This window comes from Pantoea sp. Taur (assembly GCF_009830025.1).
Lineage (GTDB): Bacteria > Pseudomonadota > Gammaproteobacteria > Enterobacterales > Enterobacteriaceae > Pantoea > Pantoea communis.
Genome location: NZ_SZZZ01000012.1, coordinates 31227 through 52741, shown reverse-complemented (window position 1 = coordinate 52741; position 21515 = coordinate 31227). Strand labels below are relative to the sequence as shown.

The following is a 21515-nucleotide window of genomic DNA, read 5'->3' as shown; positions in this document are numbered from 1 at the left end:
CGGCCAAAAGAAAAAGGAGCCCGAAGGCTCCTCGTTTATCAGGCCAGGCGGCCATGACACTGTTTGTATTTCTTACCGGAACCGCATGGGCACAAATCGTTGCGTCCTACTTTGCGCTCCCCACCCTGTGCAGCCAGGGCCGCAGCTGCTGCGGTTTCGTCATCAACGTGGCTCAGCTGTTGCTGCTGTGCCAGACGCTCAGCCTCTTCACGGCGTTGCTGTTCCATCGCCTCGACTCCTTCCGGCATGCGCACCTGCACTTTGCTCAGGGTGCTGATCACTTCATACTTCAGTGACTCCAGCATGGCGGCGAACATCGAGAAGGACTCGCGCTTGTATTCCTGCTTCGGATCTTTCTGCGCATAACCGCGCAGATGGATGCCCTGACGCAGATAATCCATCGCCGCCAGATGCTCTTTCCACAGTGAATCCAGCGTTTGCAGCATCACGCCTTTTTCGAAGTTACGCATCATTTCAGCGCCAACCACTTCTTCTTTCGACGCATAGTTTTCATGCGCGCGGCTCATGATACGTTCACGCAGCGTTTCTTCGTGCAGGTCCGGCTCTTTATCCAGCCATTCTGCAATCGGCAGATCCAGATCAAAATCGTTACGCAGGCGTTCTTCCAGACCAGGAACATCCCACATTTCTTCCAGCGACTGCGGCGGAATGTAGGTGTCGATGGTGGCTTTGAACACATCTTCACGGATGCTGTTGATGGTTTCAGACACATCAGACACGTCCAGCAGTTCATTACGCTGGCTGTAGATAGCGCGGCGCTGATCGTTGGCCACATCATCGTATTCCAGCAGCTGCTTACGGATGTCGAAGTTACGGCTTTCCACTTTACGCTGTGCATTGGCAATCGCTTTGGTGACCCATGGATGCTCAATCGCTTCGCCTGGTTTCATGCCCAGTTTACGCATCATGTTAGACACACGATCCGAAGCAAAGATACGCATCAACGCATCTTCCATTGAAAGGTAGAAGCGTGATGAACCGGCATCACCCTGACGACCCGCACGGCCGCGCAACTGGTTATCAATACGACGAGATTCGTGGCGTTCAGTACCAATGATGTGCAGACCGCCCGATGCCAGAACTGCATCATGGCGCAGTTTCCAGGCTTCTTTGATGGCCTGAATCTGCGCTTCTGAAGGTTCATCCAGCGCTGCCACTTCGGCCTGCCAGCTGCCACCCAACACGATATCGGTACCACGACCTGCCATGTTGGTTGCGATGGTGACTGCAGCTGGTTGACCCGCCTGTGCCACGATATCCGCTTCGCTGGCGTGGAACTTGGCGTTCAGCACGCTGTGTTTGATACCCGCGCGCGTCAGTTCGTTAGAAACCACCTCTGATTTCTCAATCGAAATGGTACCGACCAGCACCGGCTGGCCTTTCGCAGTGCAAGTACGAATGTCTTCGATGATCGCGTCGATCTTCTCTTTCTCGGTCATATAGACCAGGTCAGCCATATCTTTACGCACCATCGGACGGTTAGTTGGCACCACGATGGTATCGAGTTTATAAATCGAGCTGAATTCAAACGCTTCGGTATCAGCAGTACCGGTCATACCGGCCAGTTTTTCGTAAATACGGAAGTAGTTCTGGAAGGTGATGGAAGCCAGCGTTTGGTTCTCGTTCTGGATTTCCACGCCTTCTTTGGCTTCAACAGCCTGATGCAAGCCATCAGACCAGCGACGACCCTGCATGGTACGGCCAGTGTGCTCATCAACGATGATCACTTCGCCATCTTTTACGATGTAATCGACATCGCGAGTAAACAGCGCATGCGCACGCAGTGCAGCCGTCACGTGGTGCATCAGCATGATGTTGGTTGGCGAGTAAAGTGACTCACCTTCTTCCATAATGCCCTGGCTCACCAGCAGCTCTTCAACTTTTACCAGACCACGCTCGCTCATGTGTGCCTGACGTGCTTTCTCATCGACCCAGAAGTCACCTTCACCCTGGAAGGTTTCTGAGTCTTCCTTCTCCTGGCGCACCAGGTGAGGAATGATTTTATTCACTTTGGTGTACAGCTCGGAGCTGTCTTCAGCAGGACCGGAGATGATTAACGGCGTACGCGCTTCATCGATCAGGATGGAGTCAACCTCATCCACCAACGCGTAGTGCAGTTTACGCTGTACACGCTCTTCCGGGCTGAATGCCATGTTGTCGCGCAGGTAGTCGAAGCCGTATTCGTTGTTAGTACCGTAGGTGATATCCGCAGCATAGGCAGCGCGTTTCGCCACTGCGGGCATATTTGGCAGGTTGATGCCGATTGACAGACCCAGGAACTCGAACAGTGCACGGTTGTTTTCGGCATCACGCTGAGCCAGGTAATCGTTCACCGTGACCACGTGCACGCCTTTACCGCTCAATGCGTTCAGGTAAGCCGGCAGTGTTGCCGTCAGGGTTTTACCTTCACCGGTACGCATCTCGGCGATGCAACGCTCATTCAGCACCATGCCGCCAATCAGCTGTACATCGAAGTGGCGCATAACAAACACACGTTTACTGGCTTCACGCACCGTGGCAAAGGCTTCAGGAATCAGGCTTTCAAGGCTTTCACCTTTCTTCAGGCGTTCACGGAACAGGTCGGTCTTGGCTTTCAGTTCGTCATCCGAGAGCTTGACGAAATCCGGCTCCATCTTATTGATGACATCGACGATTTTGCGCATACGACGCAGGGTACGATCGTTACTGCTGCCAAAGACTTTGGTTAACAATTTGATTAACATGATAAATTTTTCTCAATTCAGCCGCATTCATGCGGACTGGAAAATCTAAAACAGGATGTGGAAAATCGTTAGCTGTTAAGCAATGGCAGGCCCGGCGCGGATGCCATGAATAGCAGCCTGCCAGTCAGCAGAAGTGTGAATTTGAGGTTCGCGATGACGCAGCGTTTCCTGCGGCTCTAATGCAATAGCGGGTTGAGCTGGCGATGTGAGTAGCGCCTGCAGCGAATCGATTAACGCCAGCTTTTGTACCGCCAGCGGGACTGTATGACTCTCTTCCGCTTCTGCTGGTGGCGTCATGCTAAATGAGAGGTGGCGAATGACCGTGCGAATGGCATGCTGATGCCAGTAATCGACATTGAAATTGGGTCGACGCGCACTTTCCTGCAGACGGATTAAATGATCGAAATGAACAACATTGCCAACAAACAGGCTGCTGATGGGCGAGTCTGTCGCCGTGGACTCCGCACTTTGCGCACAGGCAGGCAAGCCCAAACTGGCCGCCACCATCCCTAACAAGAGATGAGGCCAGAAGTAGCGTCTGCCTAATTGTCGCCAGCGTGAGAAAATCCCGATCACAACCTGTCCACAGTTATATAAAGTAATGAAGCCGTTGCGGTTATCCGCGAACCTGCTCATATGAGCGCCAGATAATAGCACTTATGTGGGGCCAGGACACCAGTGATTAAAGGGCTTACGGGGGATTTCACGTTTATTTGTACAGGCTTTCGCCAGTGATAGCAGAGAATTGAGAGCGGTCTTGCAGGAATAAAAAACAGGCAATAAAAAATGGCAGCTTCCACTGACCGGAGAGGGTGTCAGGGAAACTGCCGTTTTTATGACTGACTTACGCCAGAACTAAATTTGGTGCTTTGAATGCCAGTGGCAGTTCAGCTTCGTCTTCGAAGGTCGCCCATTCCCAAGCTTCCTGCTTCGCTAGCACCGCTTGCAGCAATTTGTTGTTTAACGCATGGCCTGATTTAAACGCAGAGAATGCGCCAATCACGTTGTGGCCACACATAAACAGATCGCCGATCGCGTCCAGCATTTTGTGACGAACGAACTCATCTTCAAAGCGCAGACCGTCTTCGTTGAGTACGCGGAAATCATCAAGACCAATCGCACAATCTAAGCTACCGCCCAGGCACAGGCCTTTAGACTGCAGATATTCGATTTCACGCATAAAACCAAAGGTGCGCGCACGACTGATTTGGCGAACAAACGCATCAGCCGAGAAGTTTAACTGGTAACGCTGCGAGCTTGAGTCAATTGCCGGATGTTTGAAGTCGATAGTAAAGTCGAGTGAGAAACCGTTGTAAGGTTTGATCTCGGCCCACTTATCGCCATCTTCAACACGCACCGTCTGCTTAACGCGTACGAATTTCTTCGCACTGTTCAGCTCTTCGACGCCTGCATCCATCAGCAAGTAGACAAAAGGCGCGGCACTGCCATCCATAATTGGGATTTCGGGCGCATCGACTTCAACAATAATGTTGTCGATACCCAAGCCAGCCAATGCAGCATTCAGGTGTTCAACCGTCGATATACGCACGCCTTCATCATTCACCAGGCAGGTACTCAGCATGGTGTCGCGCACGTATTTTGCATCAGCCGGGAAATCAACCGGTGGATTCAAGTCAGTGCGACGATAGATGACCCCGGTATTAGCCGACGCAGGGCGTAAGGTCAGCGTGACTTTCTTGCCGGTATGTAAACCGACACCCGTCGCCTGAACAATACGTTTTAATGTCCTTTGTTTGATCATCGCATTATCTCGCAATATTACCCATCCGACCGCCAGTATAAATTACCAGCGGGCGAATACTTTAGCACAAAGAGCGGAGAATCCCAATTCTCAGGATATTCTTAGTCTGCCTGCTTACGCAGGAAGGCTGGAATATCAAGATAATCTGGCTCTTTATTGGACGATGCTGGCTGGTCGTTAACCACTTTCGCTGCCGGCTTCTGCTCCTGCGGCAACGGCGCCATGCCGTGCTGCTGGTAGCGATGATCCATCACTGGCTGCGAAGCCGGTTTGTTGGTCACCAGCGTAATTTCTGGACGCTTATCCATGCCAATACCGGTAGCAACGACGGTCACGCGCAGTTCGTCGTTCATCTCTGGGTCCAGAGAAGTACCGATGACCACGGTCGCGTTGTCAGAGGCGAAGGCGCGGATAGTGTTACCCACGGTTTCGAACTCATCCAGACGCAGGTCGAAGCCCGCCGTGATGTTGACCAGCACGCCGCGCGCACCAGACAGATCGATATCTTCCAGCAGTGGGCTGGAGATCGCCATTTCGGCTGCTTCTTCGGCACGATCTTCACCGCACGCCACGCCGGAGCCCATCATGGCGTAACCCATTTCTGACATCACGGTACGCACGTCCGCGAAGTCAACGTTCATCAAGCCTGGGCGAGTAATCAGCTCGGCGATACCCTGCACCGCACCTTTCAGTACGTCGTTGGCTGCACCAAAGGCATCCAGCAGAGAGATACCGCGACCCAGCACTTTTAACAGCTTGTCGTTCGGGATGGTGATCAGTGAATCGACATGCTTAGACAGCTCAGCGATACCCTGTTCAGCAAAAGCCATACGCTTTTTGCCTTCGAAGTTGAAGGGCTTGGTCACCACCGCAACGGTCAGGATACCCAAATCTTTTGCTACTTCTGCCACGACTGGCGCTGCACCGGTACCGGTACCGCCGCCCATGCCAGCAGCGATAAACACCATGTCTGCCCCTTCCAGCGCAGAACGCAGTGCTTCACGATCTTCCTCAGCTGAGGTACGACCCACTTCCGGGTTTGCACCCGCACCGAGACCCTTGGTGATGCCGGTCCCGATCTGGATCGTCTGGCCAACCGCTGTCTTACGCAACGCTTGCGCGTCGGTGTTTACAGCGAAGAATTCTACACCTTCGATACGCTCGCGTACCATGTGCTCTACGGCGTTGCCACCGCCGCCGCCGACGCCGATGACTTTAATCACCGCGTCATTGGTTAATTCCATAGGTTCAAACATGATTTCTCTCCGTTGTGTGCCTGTCGCCTGGAGATCATAAACATTGCCTGCATGATCTCCTTTTTCAAAAATTAAAACTCTTTCTTCAGCCAGCTATTGATACGTTTAAACCAGTTGCCCACTGAAGCACGTTTTTCCGTTTCTGCATCACCGTTCATGTGTGACTCTTTGCCGTAATGCAGCAGACCGACTGCAGTTGAGTAATACGGCTCCTGCGCATAATCCGTCAGGCCGGTGATGTTAAGTGGCTGACCAATACGCACCTGCGTATGAAATACACGCTGGGCGCAAGCGGCCAAACCTTCAATCTGTGCTGCGCCACCGGTCAGCACGATGCCTGCTGCCAGGTGGTGTTTCACGCCCTGCTGGCGCAGTTGCTCCTGCAGTTGCAGAATCTCGTCATTCACCAGATTCAGCAATTCGGTGTAACGCGGCTCAATCACTTCTGCCAGCGTTTGGCGTTGCAGACTGCGCGGTGGACGCCCACCGACGCTCGGCACTTCGACGTTTTCATCTTTGCCAACAATCGAACCCAGCGCACAACCATGGCGTACTTTGATCGCTTCCGCATCGGTTGGCGGTGTGCCGAAGGCATAGGCGATATCACTGGTCACCACATTCCCTGCATAAGGGATCACTTTGGTGTGACGCAGTGCGCCGCCGGTGTAAACCGCGATATCCATTGTACCGCCACCGATGTCAACAACACAGACGCCCAGCTCACGTTCATCTTCAGTCAGAACCGAGAAACTGGATGCCAGTCCGGCAAAAATCAGTTGGTCAACTTTCAGGCCGCAACGTTCAACGGCTTTAACAATATTTTTCGCCATATCATTGTGGCAGGTGATCAAGTGCACTTTCGCCTGCATACGCACGCCGGAAAGTCCCACCGGATTCTTGATGCCTTCCTGATAATCAATGGCATATTCCTGAGGAATAACATGCAGGATACGATGTTCATCGCGTACGCGTACGGATTTCGCCGTATGTACCACGTTCTCTACATCATCCTGAGTCACTTCCTCTTCCGAAATCGGAACCATCCCGATTTCGTTCTGACAACTGATATGTTTGCCCGATAAAGCAAGGTAAACCGACGAAATCTGGCAATCAGCCATCAGTTCAGCCTGGTCGATGGCGCGTTGAACGCATTTCACCACCGACTCAAGGTCATTTACGCCGCCTTTATCCATACCGCGAGACGGGCAGCTGCCCACCCCAATAATGTTGACCATACCATCAGGCAGAATTTCCCCAACCAGGGCGGCAACCTTTGCGGTGCCGATTTCAAGTCCTACTACCAGTTTTCTGTCCGTTGCCTTGATCATTGTGGTTTAGCCTGTGCCTGGTTTTGTTGCTGATTACTGTCCTGTGGCTCCAGCGGGGCCGCTGCCCAGCCTACTGCGGCACCGGAGTCGTAGCGCAAATCGACATAGGTAATGCGCTTGTTCTGACTCTGGCCCTGCTGCAGCAGCTCCGGATAGAGCTCAATAAAACGGTTCAGACGCTTCATGGTGTCGCTGCGTCCCAGTTCGATGCGCACATCGTCGCTGGTCACTAACTGCCACGAGCGCCGCGCCGTCATCGACGCGACCTTCAGGGTAAACTTGCCGGCTTTGAGCACATCACTCATGGTGTGATAGCCCGCCAACACCTCTGTTTCACTGCCTTCCGGGCCATATAACATCGGCAATGTTTCTTTACCGATATGACTGGCCGGGACGCTGAAGGAGACGCCATCGGCGTCTACCATGTGTGAGTCATTCCAGCGTGCCACCGGAACATACTCCACCAGGTTAATCTTCAGCTCATCAGGCCACTGCTTACGCACACTGACCTGTTTAATCCAGGGTAAACGCTCAATCTGTTGCTGGATGATGTCCACGTTTTGCGACATAAACGTGCCAGGTGCACCGAGCGACAAAATGGCCTGGCGAATGTCATCATGCGTGGTGTAATGCGTTTCCCCGGTCACCACCAGCTTCGACAGCGGTAAACGCGACGCATCATTCATCCACTTCAGCACCACCAGCCCACCGGCAGCCATGATGCCCAACACCATCAGCAGGAATACGACGCCAAACAGTCGGGCACCGTTGCTACGCCCGGTGCGCGCACGCTCCTGGGGTTCGCGATTTCGTACACGTATCGCCGCCTGAGACATATCAGTCAGCCAGTTCCAGAATACGCGCCACCAGCTGCGGGAAACTGTATCCTGCCTGTTTCGCGGCCATCGGCACCAGACTGTGGCTGGTCATGCCCGGAGAGGTATTCACTTCCAGCAACTGGAATTTACCCTCAGCATCCGTCATCACATCGACACGCCCCCAGCCGCTGCATCCCAGTGCACGCCAGGCTGCCCATACTAACGTCTTTAATTCTGCTTCCTGTTCTGCACTCAAACCGCTTGGGCAGAAGTATTCAGTATCGTCAGAAATGTATTTGGCTTCATAGTCATAGAACTCGCTGGCGGTTTTAATTCTGATTGAAGGCAGAATTTCATCACCCAGAATGCCAACGGTATATTCCGCACCGCTCAGGAAAGCCTCAATCAACACGTCATTATCGTGGCGAAACGCTTCATCCAGCGCTGCAGGCAAGGCTTCTAACGTGTTCACACGGCTGATGCCGACACTTGAACCTTCACAGCTTGGCTTCACAAACAGCGGCAGACCGAGCGCATCAATCGCAGCCTGCGTTTGTGCGTCTAAACCCTGCTCCTGCTGCTGACGCGTCAACCAGACGAATTTGCCTGAAGGCAGTCCCCTGCCCTGCCACAGCAATTTGCTGCGCAGTTTATCCATGGTGATCGCCGAAGCCATCACGCCGCTGCCGGTATACGGCAACTGGAGGAACTCCAGCACCGCCTGCAGCGTGCCATCTTCACCGCCGCGACCGTGCAGAGCGATAAAGGTTTTATCAAAGCCCTGCGCTTTGAGGTCCAGCACTGACACATCACGGGTATCCACGCCGTGTGCATCAATGCCCATCTCACGCAGACCAGCTAACACCGCACTGCCCGACATCAGCGACACTTCACGCTCTGCCGAGGTTCCGCCCATCAGGACGGCGACTTTCTCAGCCATGACGCGCCTCCGTTTTCGCAGCTGGCTGCAACGCAAGCTCAGCCAGTTTGCGGGCGATCTTGCCGATATTGCCGGCGCCCTGCACGATGACCAGATCGTCACCTGACAACAACGGGGCCAGCGCTTCAGGCAACGCATCGTGCTCAGAGACCAGAATCGGGTCAACCTTGCCACGACTGCGAATCGCGCGGCACAGTGAACGGCTATCCGCGCCTGGAATCGGTGCTTCACCGGCAGGATAGACATCCAGCATCAGCAATACATCGACCTGTGACAGCACATTCGCGAAGTCATCAAACAGGTCACGGGTTCGCGTGTAACGGTGCGGCTGGAATACCATCACCAGTTTTTTCTCTGGCCAGCCGGCACGTGCGGCTTTGATGGTGACATCCACTTCCGTTGGGTGATGACCGTAATCATCCACCAGCATTGCGCTGCCTGGGTTGCCGTTAACCGCTGCGGTATCAAACTCGCCCAGCACATCAAAGCGGCGCCCGGTGCCCTGGAAACTCTCCAGTGCCGCCAGAATCGCGTTATCTTCAATGCCTTCTTCCGTCGCCACTGCAACCGCAGCAGCAGCATTTAAGGCATTGTGACGGCCCGGCGCATTCAGGGTCACTTTCAGCACCGGCTTGTCCTGACGAATCAGGGTAAAGTGCCCCTGCGCGCCACGTTGTTCATAGTTTTCGATACGCACATCGGCGTCATCACTGAAGCCGTAAGTGGTGACCTGACGGCCCACGCGTGGGATCAAATCGCGGATCACCACATCATCTACGCACATCACCGCACGTCCGTAGAACGGCAGGTTATGCAGGAAGTTGATGAACGTCTGCTTCAGGTTTTCGAAATCGCCCTGATAGGTGTCCATATGATCCGCTTCGATATTGGTGACAATCGCCACCATCGGCTGCAGATGCAGGAACGACGCGTCACTCTCATCGGCTTCCGCAATCAGGTAACGGCTGGTGCCCAAACGAGCATGTGTGCCCGCTGCTTTCACCAGGCCGCCATTGACGAAAGTTGGGTCTAAGCCACCTTCGGCATAAATACTGGTAACCATCGCTGTGGTGGTGGTTTTGCCGTGCGTACCGGCAACCGCGATGCCATGACGGAAGCGCATCAGCTCAGCCAGCATCTCTGCACGGCGAATCACCGGGATACGCTGCTCGCGTGCCGCGACCAGTTCCGGGTTGTCCTGAGCCACCGCAGTCGACACCACCACCACGCTCGCATCCGTCACGTTTTCCGGGCGATGGTTGAAATAAATGGTCGCACCCAATGAGGCCAGATGCTGGGTCACCGGGTTAGGCGCCAGATCCGACCCGCTGATGTGATAACCTTCGTTCGCCAACACCTCGGCAATACCGCCCATGCCAGCACCACCGATGCCGACAAAGTGAATGTGCCGGACGCGACGCATCTCGGGCACAATGGAACGCAGTTTTGCCAATTGTTGTGTATTCATCTGTCTCAATTACCTGTTGATCTCATTCGTACCTGCATTCAGGTACAGCCGGTCAAACCGACCTATTAATTACTTCGCGACGCGTGCCACTTCCTGCGCAACCCGATCGGTTGCATCAGGAATCGCTACCTGACGGGCTTTCTCAGCCATCGCCAGCAGCGTGGCGCGATCCCAATGGCGCAACGTGTCCGCTACTGCAGTCGCGGTAAATTGCGGCTGCTCGAAAATTTTGGCTGCGCCCGCTTGCTCCAGCGGCAACGCATTCCAGTACTGCTGACGGTCTTTGTGCTGAAACGGCACGAAGATCGCCGGTAAACCTGCGGCGGCCACTTCGCTCACCGTCAATGCGCCCGAACGACACACCACTACATCCGCCCAGGCATAGGCTTCCGCCATATCATCGATAAACTCGGTGACCTTGTGCTGCGGCTGTCCGGCATCGCGATAGGCCTGTTGCACCGTCTCCAGCGCGCCTTTGCCGCTTTGATGCCAAATCGTGATGGCATCACCCAGTTCTGCGGCCACTTGCGGCACTGTCTGATTCAGGATACGTGCGCCCTGGCTTCCGCCGACCACCAGCACACGAATCGCACCAGTGCGCCCATTCAGTCGTTCAGCGGGCAGTGGCAGGGCCAACACATCAGTTCGCACGGGATTGCCGACCACATCCGCTTTCGGGAAAGCGCCCGGAAACGCCTGCATCACTTTGGTGGCAATTTTCGCCAGCCACTTGTTAGTCAGCCCGGCAATGCCGTTCTGCTCATGCAGCACCACGGGAATACCGCAACTCCACGCGGCTAATCCACCTGGACCGGAAACGTATCCGCCCATGCCGAGCACCACGTCCGGCTGCCAGCGCTTCATGATGCGACGCGCCTGGCGCCATGCATTGAAGATGCGTACCGGTGCCAGTAACTGCGCCTTAACACCTTTGCCGCGCAAACCGCTAATACGGATAAATTCAATTTCGATGCCATGTTTCGGCACCAAATCCGCTTCCATTCGGTCAGCGGTTCCGAGCCAGCGCACCTGCCAGCCCTGTTCGATCAGATGGTGTGCCACCGCCAGACCAGGGAACACATGTCCGCCGGTTCCGCCGGCCATCACCATCAGCCGCTTGCTACTCATCGAGCACCTCGGGTAAACGCCTGCGCTTTTGCCAGACGCGTTTCATAATCAATGCGCAATAAAAACACGATGGCGGTCGACATGATGATCAGACTTGAGCCACCGTAACTGATCAGCGGCAGTGTCAGACCTTTGGTCGGCAGCATACCTGCTGCCGCACCGACGTTAACCAGCGCCTGGAAGCTAAACCACACGCCAATTGAGCAAGCGAGGAAGCCCGAAAAGCGCTGATCGATCTCCAGAGCACGGCGACCAATCGACATCGCGCGAAAAGCGACGAAGAATACCATTAACAGCGCCAAAACCACACCGACATAACCCAACTCTTCACCAATGATGGAGAAGATAAAGTCGGTGTGTGCCTCCGGCAGATACTCGAGTTTTTGCACCGAGTTGCCGAGGCCCTGGCCCCAGAATTCACCACGACCGAAGGCCATCAGCGACTGGGTCAGCTGGTAGCCGCTGCCAAAAGGATCTTCCCATGGGTTCCAGAAAGAAGTCACACGGCGCATACGATAGGGTTCAGCGATAATCAGCAGCACCACGGCAAAAATACCGGAGCCGATGATCGCCAGGAACTGCCACATTTTGGCACCCGCAAGGAACAGCATCGCTAGCGTCGTCACAAACAGCACAACTACAGTTCCGAGATCCGGTTGCGCCAGCAGTAACACGGCCAACACCACCATCACGCCCATCGGCTTACAAAAGCCCCAGAAGTTGTTGCGCACCTCTTCCACTTTGCGCACCAGATAGCTGGCGAGATAGCAAAACAGGGAAAGCTTGGACAATTCGGCCGGCTGAATACGTAGTGGGCCGAGGGCAATCCAGCGCGATGCACCGTTAACCGAACTACCCACCACCAGGACGATCAGCAGCATTGCCACAGACGCCATCAGCATCACGTTGCTGTAGCGCTGCCAGAAATCCATTGGGACGCGCAATGTCACCAGCGCCATGCATACCGCCAGGGCAATATAGAAAGCGTCGCGTTTAGCGAAGTAGAACGGGTCTTCGTTGAGACGCTGGCCGACCGGCATCGACGCTGAAGTCACCATCACAAAGCCGATAATCGCCAAACCAAAGGTCAGCCACAGCAGCGTACGATCATACAGCACCACTGGCGCATCATCATTTTCACGGCCGCCCATCACCCAATCGCGTAAACGCACGGAGAGGAAGCTGGCAATACCGACACCTGGAATGCGCATCAGCTCAACTCCTTCGCCAGTTGCGCGAAGATGTCGCCGCGCTGTTCAAAATTACGGAACTGATCGAGGCTGGCGCAGGCCGGTGACAGCAGCACCATATCGCCCGCCTTCGCCTGAGGGGCAATCTGCTCCATGGCCTGCTGCATCGTCTCTGTGCGCGTGGCGATCTCCGGGCGCAACGCCGCGAGCGCATCGCCGTCACGACCAAAGCAGTAGATGCGAACATTGTCGCCCTGCAAAAAGCGCGTCAGTGCACTGAAGTCAGCAGATTTGCCATCGCCGCCCATCAACAGCCACAAGGTGCCTTTCACCTGCAAACCATTGAGTGCCGCTTCAGTACTGCCGACATTGGTGGCTTTGGAGTCATTAATCCAGCGCACGCCATTGGCTTCATGCACCAGTTGGAAACGGTGCGCCAGGCCGGTGAAAGTCGTTAACGCTTTCAGACTGGAAGCGCGCGGGATATTCACCGCATCTGCCAGTGCCAGGGCCGCCAGTGCGTTGGTGTAGTTATGCTGCCCCACCAACGTCATTTCGTCTGTGTTTAATACCCTTTCACCCTGCGCCCGCAGCCAGGTGTTGCCCTGCTGCTGGGTCAGGTGGTAATCACCGAGATTAATGCCAAAACTGACACAACGTGCATCAACACCGCGAACCGGCATGGTCATACCATCATCGGCATTGACCACACAGACGCGGGCGTTTTCATAAATGCGCAATTTCGCCGCACGATACTGCTGCATGCCCAACGGATAGCGATCCATATGATCTTCCGTTACGTTGAGAATGGTGGCAGCCGCTGCTTGCAGACTGTAGGTGGTCTCAAGTTGGAAGCTGGAAAGTTCCAGCACATACAACTGTGCCGGAGATTTCAGCAGGGTTAGCGCCGGTAAACCGATGTTGCCACCCACGCCAACCTGCCAACCTGCTGCACGGGCCATTTCACCCACCAGGGTGGTGACAGTGCTTTTACCGTTCGAGCCGGTGATCGCGACAATCGGCGCCTGAGCTTCACGGCAGAACAGTTCGATATCACCGACGATTTCGATACCGGCATCCGCGGCTTCACTTAATGCAGGATGAGCAAGCGCGATGCCTGGGCTGGCAACGATCAAGTCCGACGCCAGCAACCAGTCACTGTTGATACCGCCTACATAGCGTTCAACCGCCTCAGGCAACTTGTCGAGGCCAGGCGGAGACACACGGGTATCCATCACGCGAGGCGTCACGCCCTGCGCGAGGAAGAAATCAACACAGGACAGGCCAGTGATGCCGAGTCCAATGATGACGACTTTTCTGCCCCGATAGTCAGCCATGATTAACGTACCTTCAGCGTTGCCAGGCCAATCAGCACCAGCATCAGTGAAATAATCCAGAAGCGCACGATGACACGCGGCTCCGGCCAGCCCTTCAATTCATAGTGATGGTGAATCGGGGCCATGCGGAAAATGCGTTGGCCGCGCAGCTTGAACGATCCCACCTGCAGAATCACCGACAGCGTTTCAACCACAAACACGCCGCCCATGATCACCAGCAAAAACTCCTGACGCAGCAGCACGGCGATAGTGCCTAACGCACCCCCCAGTGCCAGTGAACCCACATCGCCCATAAAGACCTGAGCCGGGTAGGTGTTGAACCACAGGAAGCCAAGACCGGCACCGACAATCGCGGTACAGACAATCACCAACTCACCCGCATGGCGCAGATACGGAATATGCAGATACTCAGCAAACTTCACGTTACCGGTCGCCCATGCCACCAGAGCAAAGCCTGCTGCCACGAAGACGGTTGGCATAATCGCCAGGCCATCCAGACCATCCGTCAGGTTGACCGCATTACCGGTGCCGACAATCACAAAGTAAGCCAGCAGCACATAAAACAATCCCAGCTGCGGCATGATGTCTTTAAAGAACGGCACCACCAACTGAGTGGCCGGTGTGCCTTTGCCCGCAGCGTAAAGCGCAAAAGCCACGCCAAGGGAAATCACCGACATCCAGAAGTATTTCCAGCGGGCAATCAGGCCTTTGGTGTCTTTGCGTACCACTTTGCGATAGTCATCGACGAAACCGATAATGCCGAAACCAATCAGCACCGCCAGCACGCACCACACATAAGGGTTGGATGGATACGCCCACATCAACACCGAGACGGTGATGGAGGTGAGGATCATGATGCCGCCCATGGTTGGCGTACCGCGCTTACTGAAGTGCGATTCCGGACCGTCGTTACGCACCACCTGGCCAATCTGCAGTTTCTGCAGCCAGGCGATCAGGCGCGGGCCCATCCAGAGTGATAGGAACAGAGCGGTCAGCAGGCTGACAATGGCGCGAAACGTCAAATACGAGAAGACGTTAAAGCCGGAATAAAGTGCGACCAAATGTTCGGCCAGCCAGACTAGCATGTTCCTTTCTCCTGTAAGCTCTCGACGACCTGCTCCATGGCGGCGCTACGTGAGCCTTTAACCAAAATAGTGATGTCCTGATGTTGGGACAGCAATGCGCGTAAACGTACAGTCAGCTCGGCTTTGGTGGCGAAATGCTCGCCTTTACCGCTGCTTTCACCGATCAACCGACTCAAAGTGCCGGTACTCAGAACACAATCAATACCTGCTGCCCTGGCGGCTTCACCCACCTGCTGATGGCAAGCTTCCGCTTCATCGCCCAGTTCGGCCATATCACCGACGACCATCACTCGGAACCCTGGCATATCGCCCAGTACCTGTGCGGCCGCCGTCATCGAACCGACGTTGGCGTTATAGCTGTCATCCAGCAGCAGTTGATTGTCTGCCAGACGAATCGGGAACAGACGCCCCGGTACGGGCTGCAGTGTTTTCAAACCGGTTTGGATCGCGCTTAGCGGGGCATCAACGGACAGTGCCAGCGCAGCAGCAGCAAGCGCGTTCGCGATGTTGTGGCGACCAGGCAGCGGAAGCGCAACAGCAATGTCTCCGCGCGGCGTATGCAAGGTAAACAGCGTGGCGTCGGCGCGTAGCACGATCTCGCTGGCACGGAATTCTGCATCTGCCATCGGCTGTGGCGAGAAGCGCCACAGGGTCTTATCGACAAACTGCGACTGCCAGTTAGCGAGGTCGTTGCTGTCAGCATTGACGATGGCGGTGCCGTGTACTGGCAATCCACCAAAAATTTCGCCTTTGGCTTTCGCTACACCGGCCAGTGAACCAAAGCCTTCCAGATGCGCTGCAGCGAGATTATTCACCAGCGCCGTTTCAGGACGCACTAAATCGGTGGTGTAAGCAATCTCGCCCTGATGATTGGCACCCAGCTCAATCACCGCGAACTCGTGTTCTGGGGTCAGACGCAGCAACGTCATCGGCACGCCGAAGTCGTTGTTCAGGTTGCCAGCGGTATAGAGGGTTTCACCACACTGACGCAAAATGGCAGCGGTCATCTCTTTGACGGAGGTTTTACCGGATGAACCGGTCAGTGCTACCACGCGCGCCTTCGATTGCTGACGCACCCAGGCGCCGAGCTGACCAAAGGCAATGCGGGTATCTGCCACCACCACTTGCGGCACATCTAAAGGCAAGTGCTTACTCACCAGCAGCGCTTTGGCACCCTGGGCAATAGCATCCTGAGCAAAGTCATGCGCATCAAAACGCTCACCGACCAGTGCGACAAACAGGCTGCCATCAGCCACTTTACGCGTGTCGCTGGTCACATCATTCAGCGTCAAATCAGCGCCGTGCAGTTGACCACCACTGATTTCAGCCAGTGTTTTCAAAGAAACCGGGATCATGCCATCACCCCCAGTAAACGGGCGACGGTGTCGCGATCGGAGTAATCCAAACGACGGTTACCAATGATTTGATAATCTTCATGGCCTTTACCAGCCACCAGCACGATGTCATCGACATTGGCCTGCATCACGGCGTTAGTGACCGCTTGCGCACGTCCCGCGACCACGCGGGCGCGACCGGGATCAAGCAAGCCAGTCAGAATGTCATTCACAATCGCGGCAGGTTCTTCGCTGCGCGGATTGTCATCGGTGATGACCACGATGTCAGAGAACTGTTCGGCAATCGCGCCCATCAACGGACGTTTGCCTTTGTCACGATCGCCGCCGCAGCCAAACACGCACCACAGCTTGCCTTTACAGTGCAGACGGGCAGCTTCCAACGCTTTTTCCAGCGCATCGGGGGTGTGAGCATAATCCACCACCACTGTGGGTTTTTCTGGCGCCGTGAACACTTCCATGCGACCGCATACCGGTTGCAGCTGAGCAGCGCTTGATACCAGCGCCTCCAGCGGATAATCGAGCGTCAGCAAGGTGGCCAGTGCCAGCAGCAGATTGCTGACATTGAATGCGCCCATCAGACGGCTATCAAATTTCCCGTCGCCCCAGCTGGAGCTGAACTGGATATGCGCACCGCCATCGTGATAATTCACCGCTGTGGCTTTCAACCAGCGTCCACGACAGCCAGGCTGCAAGTTGTCAGCCAGGGTGACGGCAACGGCATCCGGCAGTTTCTCCAGCCAGCGGCGTCCGACCTCGTCATCAGCGTTGATAATGGCTTCGCCAACCTGATGCTCAGAGAACAGCAGCCATTTGGCGGCTTCGTAGCCCTGCATATCACCATGATAATCGAGGTGGTCGCGGCTCAGGTTGGTGAATACGGCAGCCGCGAAGGGCAGTGCCGCCACGCGATGCTGCACCAGGCCGTGAGAAGAGACTTCCATCGCGGCCAGCGTGGCGCCCTGCTCCACCAAATCATTCAACACATGTTGAACATCTACCGCGGAACCGGTGGTGTTTTCGGTAGCCACCAGTTGGCCATATAAGCCATTACCCACCGTGCCCATCACGGCACCGGTTTCACCCAGCAGATTGGCCCACTGCGCCATCAGCTGCGTGGTGGTGGTTTTTCCGTTGGTGCCGGTGACACCGATTAATTTAAGTTTTTCAGCAGGCTGCTGATAAAAGCGCCCGGCCAGTGCAGAGAGACGCTGCTGCAACTGCGCCAGGTAGATAACCGGGACGCCGTGCATCTCGCGGATATCTCCATCGCTGGCTTCACCCTCGGCTTCGGCAATCACTGCCGCCACGCCTTGAGCAATAGCCTGCGGAATAAAACGACGTCCATCAGCATGATGGCCCGCCACGGCGATAAACAGATCGCCAGCAGCCGCTGAGCGGCTGTCTAGTGTCATGTCACGGAGTGGACGCGCCGGCGCACCCGGCACCCACGGGGCCAGTAAATCGCGCAGGTTACGATCGGTCACTTGATTCCTCACTTCTGTTCTTCACCAACTCGTCTTTATCAATTGTCGGCAGCGCATCTGGTTCAATGTTCATGGTGCGTAATACACCGCCCATGATGGCGCCAAACACCGGTGCAGAAACCGCACCACCATAATATTTACCGGCCTGGGGATCGTTGATCACCACCACCAGCGCAAAACGAGGGCGACTGGCAGGTGCAACACCTGCCGTGTAAGCAATGTATTTATTGACGTAGCGTCCATCCGGTCCCACTTTTTTCGCAGTACCGGTTTTAATCGCGATGCGATAACCCTTGATGGCGGCTTTAACCCCACCGCCACCAGGCAGCGCAACGCTCTCCATCATATGCATCACCGTTTTCACCAGGTCTTCCTGGAAAACGCGTTCACCCGCCACTGGCGGGTCAACTTTGGTGATCGACAGCGGGCGGTTGATGCCGTAGCTGCCAATGGTTGCGTAGACTCGCGCTAACTGTAACGGTGTTACCATTAGCCCGTAGCCGAAAGAGAAGGTGGCCCTCTCTATGTCAGACCACCGTTGTTTTTGAGGGTATAAGCCACTACTTTCCCCGACCAGCCCCAAATTGGTCGGTTTACCCAGTCCAAAGCGCGCGTAAGTATCTACGAGTGCTGAGGAGGGCATCGCTAACGCCAAACGTGAAACCCCGACGTTACTCGACTTCTGTAAAACCCCGGTAAGGGTCAATTCGTTGTAGCGTGCCACGTCCTTGATCTCATGACCATTGACGCGGTACGGCACGGTATTCAGTACGCTGTTCTCTTTCACCACGCCACGCTGCAGCGCGGTCATCACCACCATCGGTTTGACGGTGGAGCCTGGCTCGAAGATGTCGGTAATGGCACGGTTGCGCATCACATCTTTCGGCGTGTTGGAGAGATTGTTTGGGTTGTAAGCCGGGCTGTTGGCCATTGCCAGCACTTCACCGGTGTTCACATCCACCAGCACGGCAGTGCCCGACTCCGCTTTGTTGAAGGCAACGGCATTGTTCAGCTCGCGGTACACCAGCGCCTGCAAGCGTTCGTCGATGCTGAGCGTCAGGTTGTGCGCCGCGCGGCTGTCGACAGAGGAGATATCTTCAATCACGCGACCGTAGCGGTCTTTACGCACCGTACGCTCGCCTGGCGCGCCGGTCAGCCACTTGTCGAAGCTCTTTTCGATGCCCTCAATGCCCTGACCATCAATGTTGGTAAAGCCGATCAGATGTGCAGTGACCTGACCGGCTGGATAGTAACGACGCGACTCTTCACGCAGGTAAATGCCGGGCAGCTTGAGTTTTTTGACGTATTCGCCGATCGCTGGATTCACCTGACGCGCCAGATAGATAAAGCGCCCTTTGGGATTGGCATTCACGCGCGCGGCGAGTTGATCGAGTGGGATGGACAACGCATCTGAAAGGGCTTTCCAGCGGCTGTCGAGTGACACGCCGCCGTGTTCCATCAGCTCTTTAGGATCGGCCCAGATGGCATTCACCGGCACGCTGACGGCTAACGGACGGCCAGCACGATCGCTGATCATGCCACGTGCAGTGGGAACAGATTGAACACGCAGCGAACGCAAATCCCCTTCTTTGACCAGCTTATCCGGGCTAATGACCTGTAACCACGCCACGCGTGACAGCAATCCGCCCAAAGCCAGTAAAATACAGCCGCACAGCAACGCAAAACGCCAGCTTATAAAGCTGGCCTTATCTTCCTGTTTTTTTAACTTCAGCGTTTTGCCTGCGCCGCTCATTGAGGTCTGCGATTCCTTATTTATCTCTGCACCACGATATTTTCCTGTGAAGGATCAACATGCTGCATCTGCAGCTTATCGGTTGCTATTCGCTCAACCCGGCTATGATCGCCGAGCGCATTCTCTTCCAAAATCAGGTTACGCCACTCGATATCGAGCGCATCACGTTCTAACACCAACTGTTCGCGCTGCGCCGTTAACAGCCGCGTTTTGTGCGTGGTGGTCACCACCAACACCGAGGACACAAGTACTGCAATCAGCAGCAACACCGGGATCTTGCCGAATCGCAGCAGGTCACCGCCGATGACGCCGGGCAGGCTGTGTCGCTCGTTGCCAATCATGTCGCGGTCCTCTCAGCAATACGCAGTACCGAACTGCGTGCGCGCGGGTTCTCGTTGACTTCCGCTTCACCCGGAATCAGCTTGCCTAAGGTTTTCAATTCACGTCCACCTAGCGCTTTAAGCTGGCTTTCGGTCATTGGGATACCCGCTGGAACTTGCGGGCCTCGGCTCTGATCGCGCATAAAACGCTTCACCAAACGGTCTTCCAGCGAATGGAAGCTGATAACCGATAACCGCCCGCCAGGTGCCAGCACCGACATTGCCCCTTTCAGTGCAGTATCGATCTCTTCCAGTTCGCTGTTGATCCAAATACGAATCGCCTGGAAGGTGCGCGTGGCCGGATGTTTAAACTTGTCCTTCACCGGCATCGCAGCAGCGATCACGGTGGCTAACTCTTTGGTGCGCGTCATTGGCTGTTCACGATTACGCTCGACGATGGCGCGTGCGATACGTTTGCCAAATTTCTCTTCACCGTAGGTCTTGATGACGAAGGCGATATCGGCTTCCTCGGCGTTCATCAGCCACTCTGCTGCAGACTGGCCCCGTGTCGGGTCCATACGCATATCCAGTGGCCCATCACGCATAAACGAGAAACCGCGCTCTGCGTCATCCAACTGCGGTGATGACACGCCAAGATCGAGCAATACGCCATCGATCTTGCCTGTCAGACCACGCGCTTCGACATACTCTGCCAGCGCCGAAAAGGGTCCGTGCACGATCGAAAAACGTGGATCCTGAATTTCAGCTGCAGCGGCTATGGCTTGCGGATCGCGATCGATCGCCAGTAACTGCCCCTTCTCGCCCAGTTGCGAAAGGATCAGACGTGAGTGACCGCCGCGCCCAAAAGTGCCGTCAATGTAAATGCCGTCTTCCCTGATATTGAGGCCGTTAACCGCCTCATCCAGCAGCACTGTGGTGTGTTTAAAATTATCCTGCATAGCTATAGCGACAAGTCCTGCAACCGCTCAGATAAAGGCTCCTGAGCCGACTGTTCTGCGTCAATATCGTCCTTAACTTGTTGATACCAGGTCTGTTCATCCCACAGCTCAAACTTATTGAACTGTCCAACCAGCATCACTTCTTTGGTCAGGCTCGCATGTTGCCGTAGCGTATTCGCCAGCAATAAACGACCTGCATTATCCATCTGGCATTCACTCGCATGTCCTAACAGCAGTCGCTGCACGCGACGCTCAATCGGATTCATGCTGGATAAGCGCGCCAGTTTTTTCTCGATGATTTCCCATTCGGGCAGGGTATAAAGCAACAGACATGGCTGGTGGAGGTCAATGGTGCACACCATTTGCCCCTGAGACTCCGCGACAAGCAATTCACGATAGCGCGTTGGTACCGCCAATCGGCCTTTGCCGTCGAGATTGACTAACGTTGCTCCTCGGAACATGTCAGTCCTACCCCCCAATCACCCGTTTTCACCACTTTATCCCACTTTTTACCACGAAACGAGTTTACGGAGCCTATGAAATCCTTGTCAAGCCGCAACGACAAGTGAATATCACTCTTTACAAGGG

18 protein-coding genes are annotated in these 21515 nt (G+C 55.2%); all 18 read right to left on the bottom strand.

Annotated features, from left to right (window positions below; genetic code table 11):
* Positions 1–38: 38 nt before the first annotated feature.
* Positions 39–2744, bottom strand: a complete 2706-nt coding sequence (gene secA / locus FD744_RS16420) for a preprotein translocase subunit SecA (protein WP_160868743.1) — start codon at positions 2742–2744, stop codon at positions 39–41.
* 75 nt (positions 2745–2819) lie between these two features.
* Positions 2820–3320 carry a secA translation cis-regulator SecM gene (gene secM / locus FD744_RS16415; protein WP_370523067.1) on the bottom strand — a complete coding sequence of 167 codons (501 nt, stop codon included), beginning with the start codon at positions 3318–3320 and terminating at the stop codon, positions 2820–2822.
* A gap of 268 nt (positions 3321–3588) precedes the next feature.
* Positions 3589–4506, bottom strand: a complete 918-nt coding sequence (gene lpxC / locus FD744_RS16410) for a UDP-3-O-acyl-N-acetylglucosamine deacetylase (RefSeq protein WP_058960899.1) — start codon at positions 4504–4506, stop codon at positions 3589–3591.
* 101 nt (positions 4507–4607) lie between these two features.
* Positions 4608–5762, bottom strand: a complete 1155-nt coding sequence (gene ftsZ, locus FD744_RS16405; protein WP_034829667.1) for a cell division protein FtsZ — start codon at positions 5760–5762, stop codon at positions 4608–4610.
* A gap of 71 nt (positions 5763–5833) precedes the next feature.
* Complete coding sequence (ftsA, locus tag FD744_RS16400; protein ID WP_013507861.1) at positions 5834–7090, bottom strand: cell division protein FtsA; 1257 nt, start codon at positions 7088–7090, stop codon at positions 5834–5836.
* On the bottom strand, positions 7087–7926 hold the full coding sequence (gene ftsQ / locus FD744_RS16395; protein ID WP_160833545.1) for a cell division protein FtsQ: 840 nt from the start codon (positions 7924–7926) through the stop codon (positions 7087–7089). Before ftsQ ends, ftsA begins: the two co-directional genes overlap by 4 nt.
* A 1-nt stretch (position 7927) precedes the next feature.
* Positions 7928–8848 (bottom strand): D-alanine--D-alanine ligase, encoded by a 921-nt coding sequence (locus FD744_RS16390; protein ID WP_160868741.1) that lies wholly within the window; start codon positions 8846–8848, stop codon positions 7928–7930.
* Positions 8841–10316 carry a UDP-N-acetylmuramate--L-alanine ligase gene (gene murC / locus FD744_RS16385; protein WP_160868740.1) on the bottom strand — a complete coding sequence of 492 codons (1476 nt, stop codon included), beginning with the start codon at positions 10314–10316 and terminating at the stop codon, positions 8841–8843. Before murC ends, FD744_RS16390 begins: the two co-directional genes overlap by 8 nt.
* A gap of 69 nt (positions 10317–10385) precedes the next feature.
* Complete coding sequence (gene murG, locus FD744_RS16380; protein WP_160833547.1) at positions 10386–11444, bottom strand: undecaprenyldiphospho-muramoylpentapeptide beta-N-acetylglucosaminyltransferase; 1059 nt, start codon at positions 11442–11444, stop codon at positions 10386–10388.
* A complete protein-coding gene (ftsW, locus tag FD744_RS16375) occupies positions 11441–12655 on the bottom strand; it encodes a cell division protein FtsW (protein WP_160868739.1) in 1215 nt (404 codons plus the stop codon). Before ftsW ends, murG begins: the two co-directional genes overlap by 4 nt.
* On the bottom strand, positions 12655–13971 hold the full coding sequence (murD, locus tag FD744_RS16370) for a UDP-N-acetylmuramoyl-L-alanine--D-glutamate ligase (protein ID WP_160868738.1): 1317 nt from the start codon (positions 13969–13971) through the stop codon (positions 12655–12657). The genes ftsW and murD overlap by 1 nt, the downstream gene beginning before the upstream one ends.
* Positions 13972–13973: 2 nt before the next feature.
* Positions 13974–15056 carry a phospho-N-acetylmuramoyl-pentapeptide-transferase gene (mraY, locus tag FD744_RS16365; RefSeq protein ID WP_034829683.1) on the bottom strand — a complete coding sequence of 361 codons (1083 nt, stop codon included), beginning with the start codon at positions 15054–15056 and terminating at the stop codon, positions 13974–13976.
* Positions 15050–16411, bottom strand: coding sequence for a UDP-N-acetylmuramoyl-tripeptide--D-alanyl-D-alanine ligase (gene murF / locus FD744_RS16360; RefSeq protein WP_160833549.1), 1362 nt, complete (start codon positions 16409–16411; stop codon positions 15050–15052). The genes mraY and murF overlap by 7 nt, the downstream gene beginning before the upstream one ends.
* Positions 16408–17895, bottom strand: a complete 1488-nt coding sequence (murE, locus tag FD744_RS16355; RefSeq protein ID WP_160868737.1) for a UDP-N-acetylmuramoyl-L-alanyl-D-glutamate--2,6-diaminopimelate ligase — start codon at positions 17893–17895, stop codon at positions 16408–16410. The genes murF and murE overlap by 4 nt, the downstream gene beginning before the upstream one ends.
* Positions 17882–19648 carry a peptidoglycan glycosyltransferase FtsI gene (locus FD744_RS16350; protein ID WP_058960906.1) on the bottom strand — a complete coding sequence of 589 codons (1767 nt, stop codon included), beginning with the start codon at positions 19646–19648 and terminating at the stop codon, positions 17882–17884. Before FD744_RS16350 ends, murE begins: the two co-directional genes overlap by 14 nt.
* A 20-nt stretch (positions 19649–19668) precedes the next feature.
* On the bottom strand, positions 19669–19989 hold the full coding sequence (gene ftsL, locus FD744_RS16345; RefSeq protein ID WP_034825986.1) for a cell division protein FtsL: 321 nt from the start codon (positions 19987–19989) through the stop codon (positions 19669–19671).
* Entirely contained in the window at positions 19986–20927 is a 942-nt protein-coding gene (gene rsmH, locus FD744_RS16340; protein WP_034825988.1) for a 16S rRNA (cytosine(1402)-N(4))-methyltransferase RsmH, read from the bottom strand. Before rsmH ends, ftsL begins: the two co-directional genes overlap by 4 nt.
* Before the next feature lie 2 nt (positions 20928–20929).
* Complete coding sequence (gene mraZ, locus FD744_RS16335) at positions 20930–21388, bottom strand: division/cell wall cluster transcriptional repressor MraZ (protein WP_034825993.1); 459 nt, start codon at positions 21386–21388, stop codon at positions 20930–20932.
* Positions 21389–21515: the final 127 nt, after the last annotated feature.

Excerpts from the sequence above, each read along its gene's own strand:
- murG (WP_160833547.1), bottom strand. The coding sequence starts at position 11,444 with ATGAGTAGCAAGCGGCTGATGGTGATGGCCGGCGGAACCGGCGGACAT.
- mraZ (WP_034825993.1), bottom strand. The coding sequence starts at position 21,388 with ATGTTCCGAGGAGCAACGTTAGTCAATCTCGACGGCAAAGGCCGATTG.
- murC (WP_160868740.1), bottom strand. The coding sequence starts at position 10,316 with ATGAATACACAACAATTGGCAAAACTGCGTTCCATTGTGCCCGAGATG.
- ftsZ (WP_034829667.1), bottom strand. The coding sequence starts at position 5,762 with ATGTTTGAACCTATGGAATTAACCAATGACGCGGTGATTAAAGTCATC.
- ftsA (WP_013507861.1), bottom strand. The coding sequence starts at position 7,090 with ATGATCAAGGCAACGGACAGAAAACTGGTAGTAGGACTTGAAATCGGC.
- ftsL (WP_034825986.1), bottom strand. The coding sequence starts at position 19,989 with ATGATTGGCAACGAGCGACACAGCCTGCCCGGCGTCATCGGCGGTGAC.
- murF (WP_160833549.1), bottom strand. The coding sequence starts at position 16,411 with ATGATCCCGGTTTCTTTGAAAACACTGGCTGAAATCAGTGGTGGTCAA.
- secA (WP_160868743.1), bottom strand. The coding sequence starts at position 2,744 with ATGTTAATCAAATTGTTAACCAAAGTCTTTGGCAGCAGTAACGATCGT.
- murD (WP_160868738.1), bottom strand. The coding sequence starts at position 13,971 with ATGGCTGACTATCGGGGCAGAAAAGTCGTCATCATTGGACTCGGCATC.
- ftsW (WP_160868739.1), bottom strand. The coding sequence starts at position 12,655 with ATGCGCATTCCAGGTGTCGGTATTGCCAGCTTCCTCTCCGTGCGTTTA.
- FD744_RS16350 (WP_058960906.1), bottom strand. The coding sequence starts at position 19,648 with ATGAGCGGCGCAGGCAAAACGCTGAAGTTAAAAAAACAGGAAGATAAG.
- mraY (WP_034829683.1), bottom strand. The coding sequence starts at position 15,056 with ATGCTAGTCTGGCTGGCCGAACATTTGGTCGCACTTTATTCCGGCTTT.
- FD744_RS16390 (WP_160868741.1), bottom strand. The coding sequence starts at position 8,848 with ATGGCTGAGAAAGTCGCCGTCCTGATGGGCGGAACCTCGGCAGAGCGT.
- rsmH (WP_034825988.1), bottom strand. The coding sequence starts at position 20,927 with ATGCAGGATAATTTTAAACACACCACAGTGCTGCTGGATGAGGCGGTT.
- ftsQ (WP_160833545.1), bottom strand. The coding sequence starts at position 7,926 with ATGTCTCAGGCGGCGATACGTGTACGAAATCGCGAACCCCAGGAGCGT.
- lpxC (WP_058960899.1), bottom strand. The coding sequence starts at position 4,506 with ATGATCAAACAAAGGACATTAAAACGTATTGTTCAGGCGACGGGTGTC.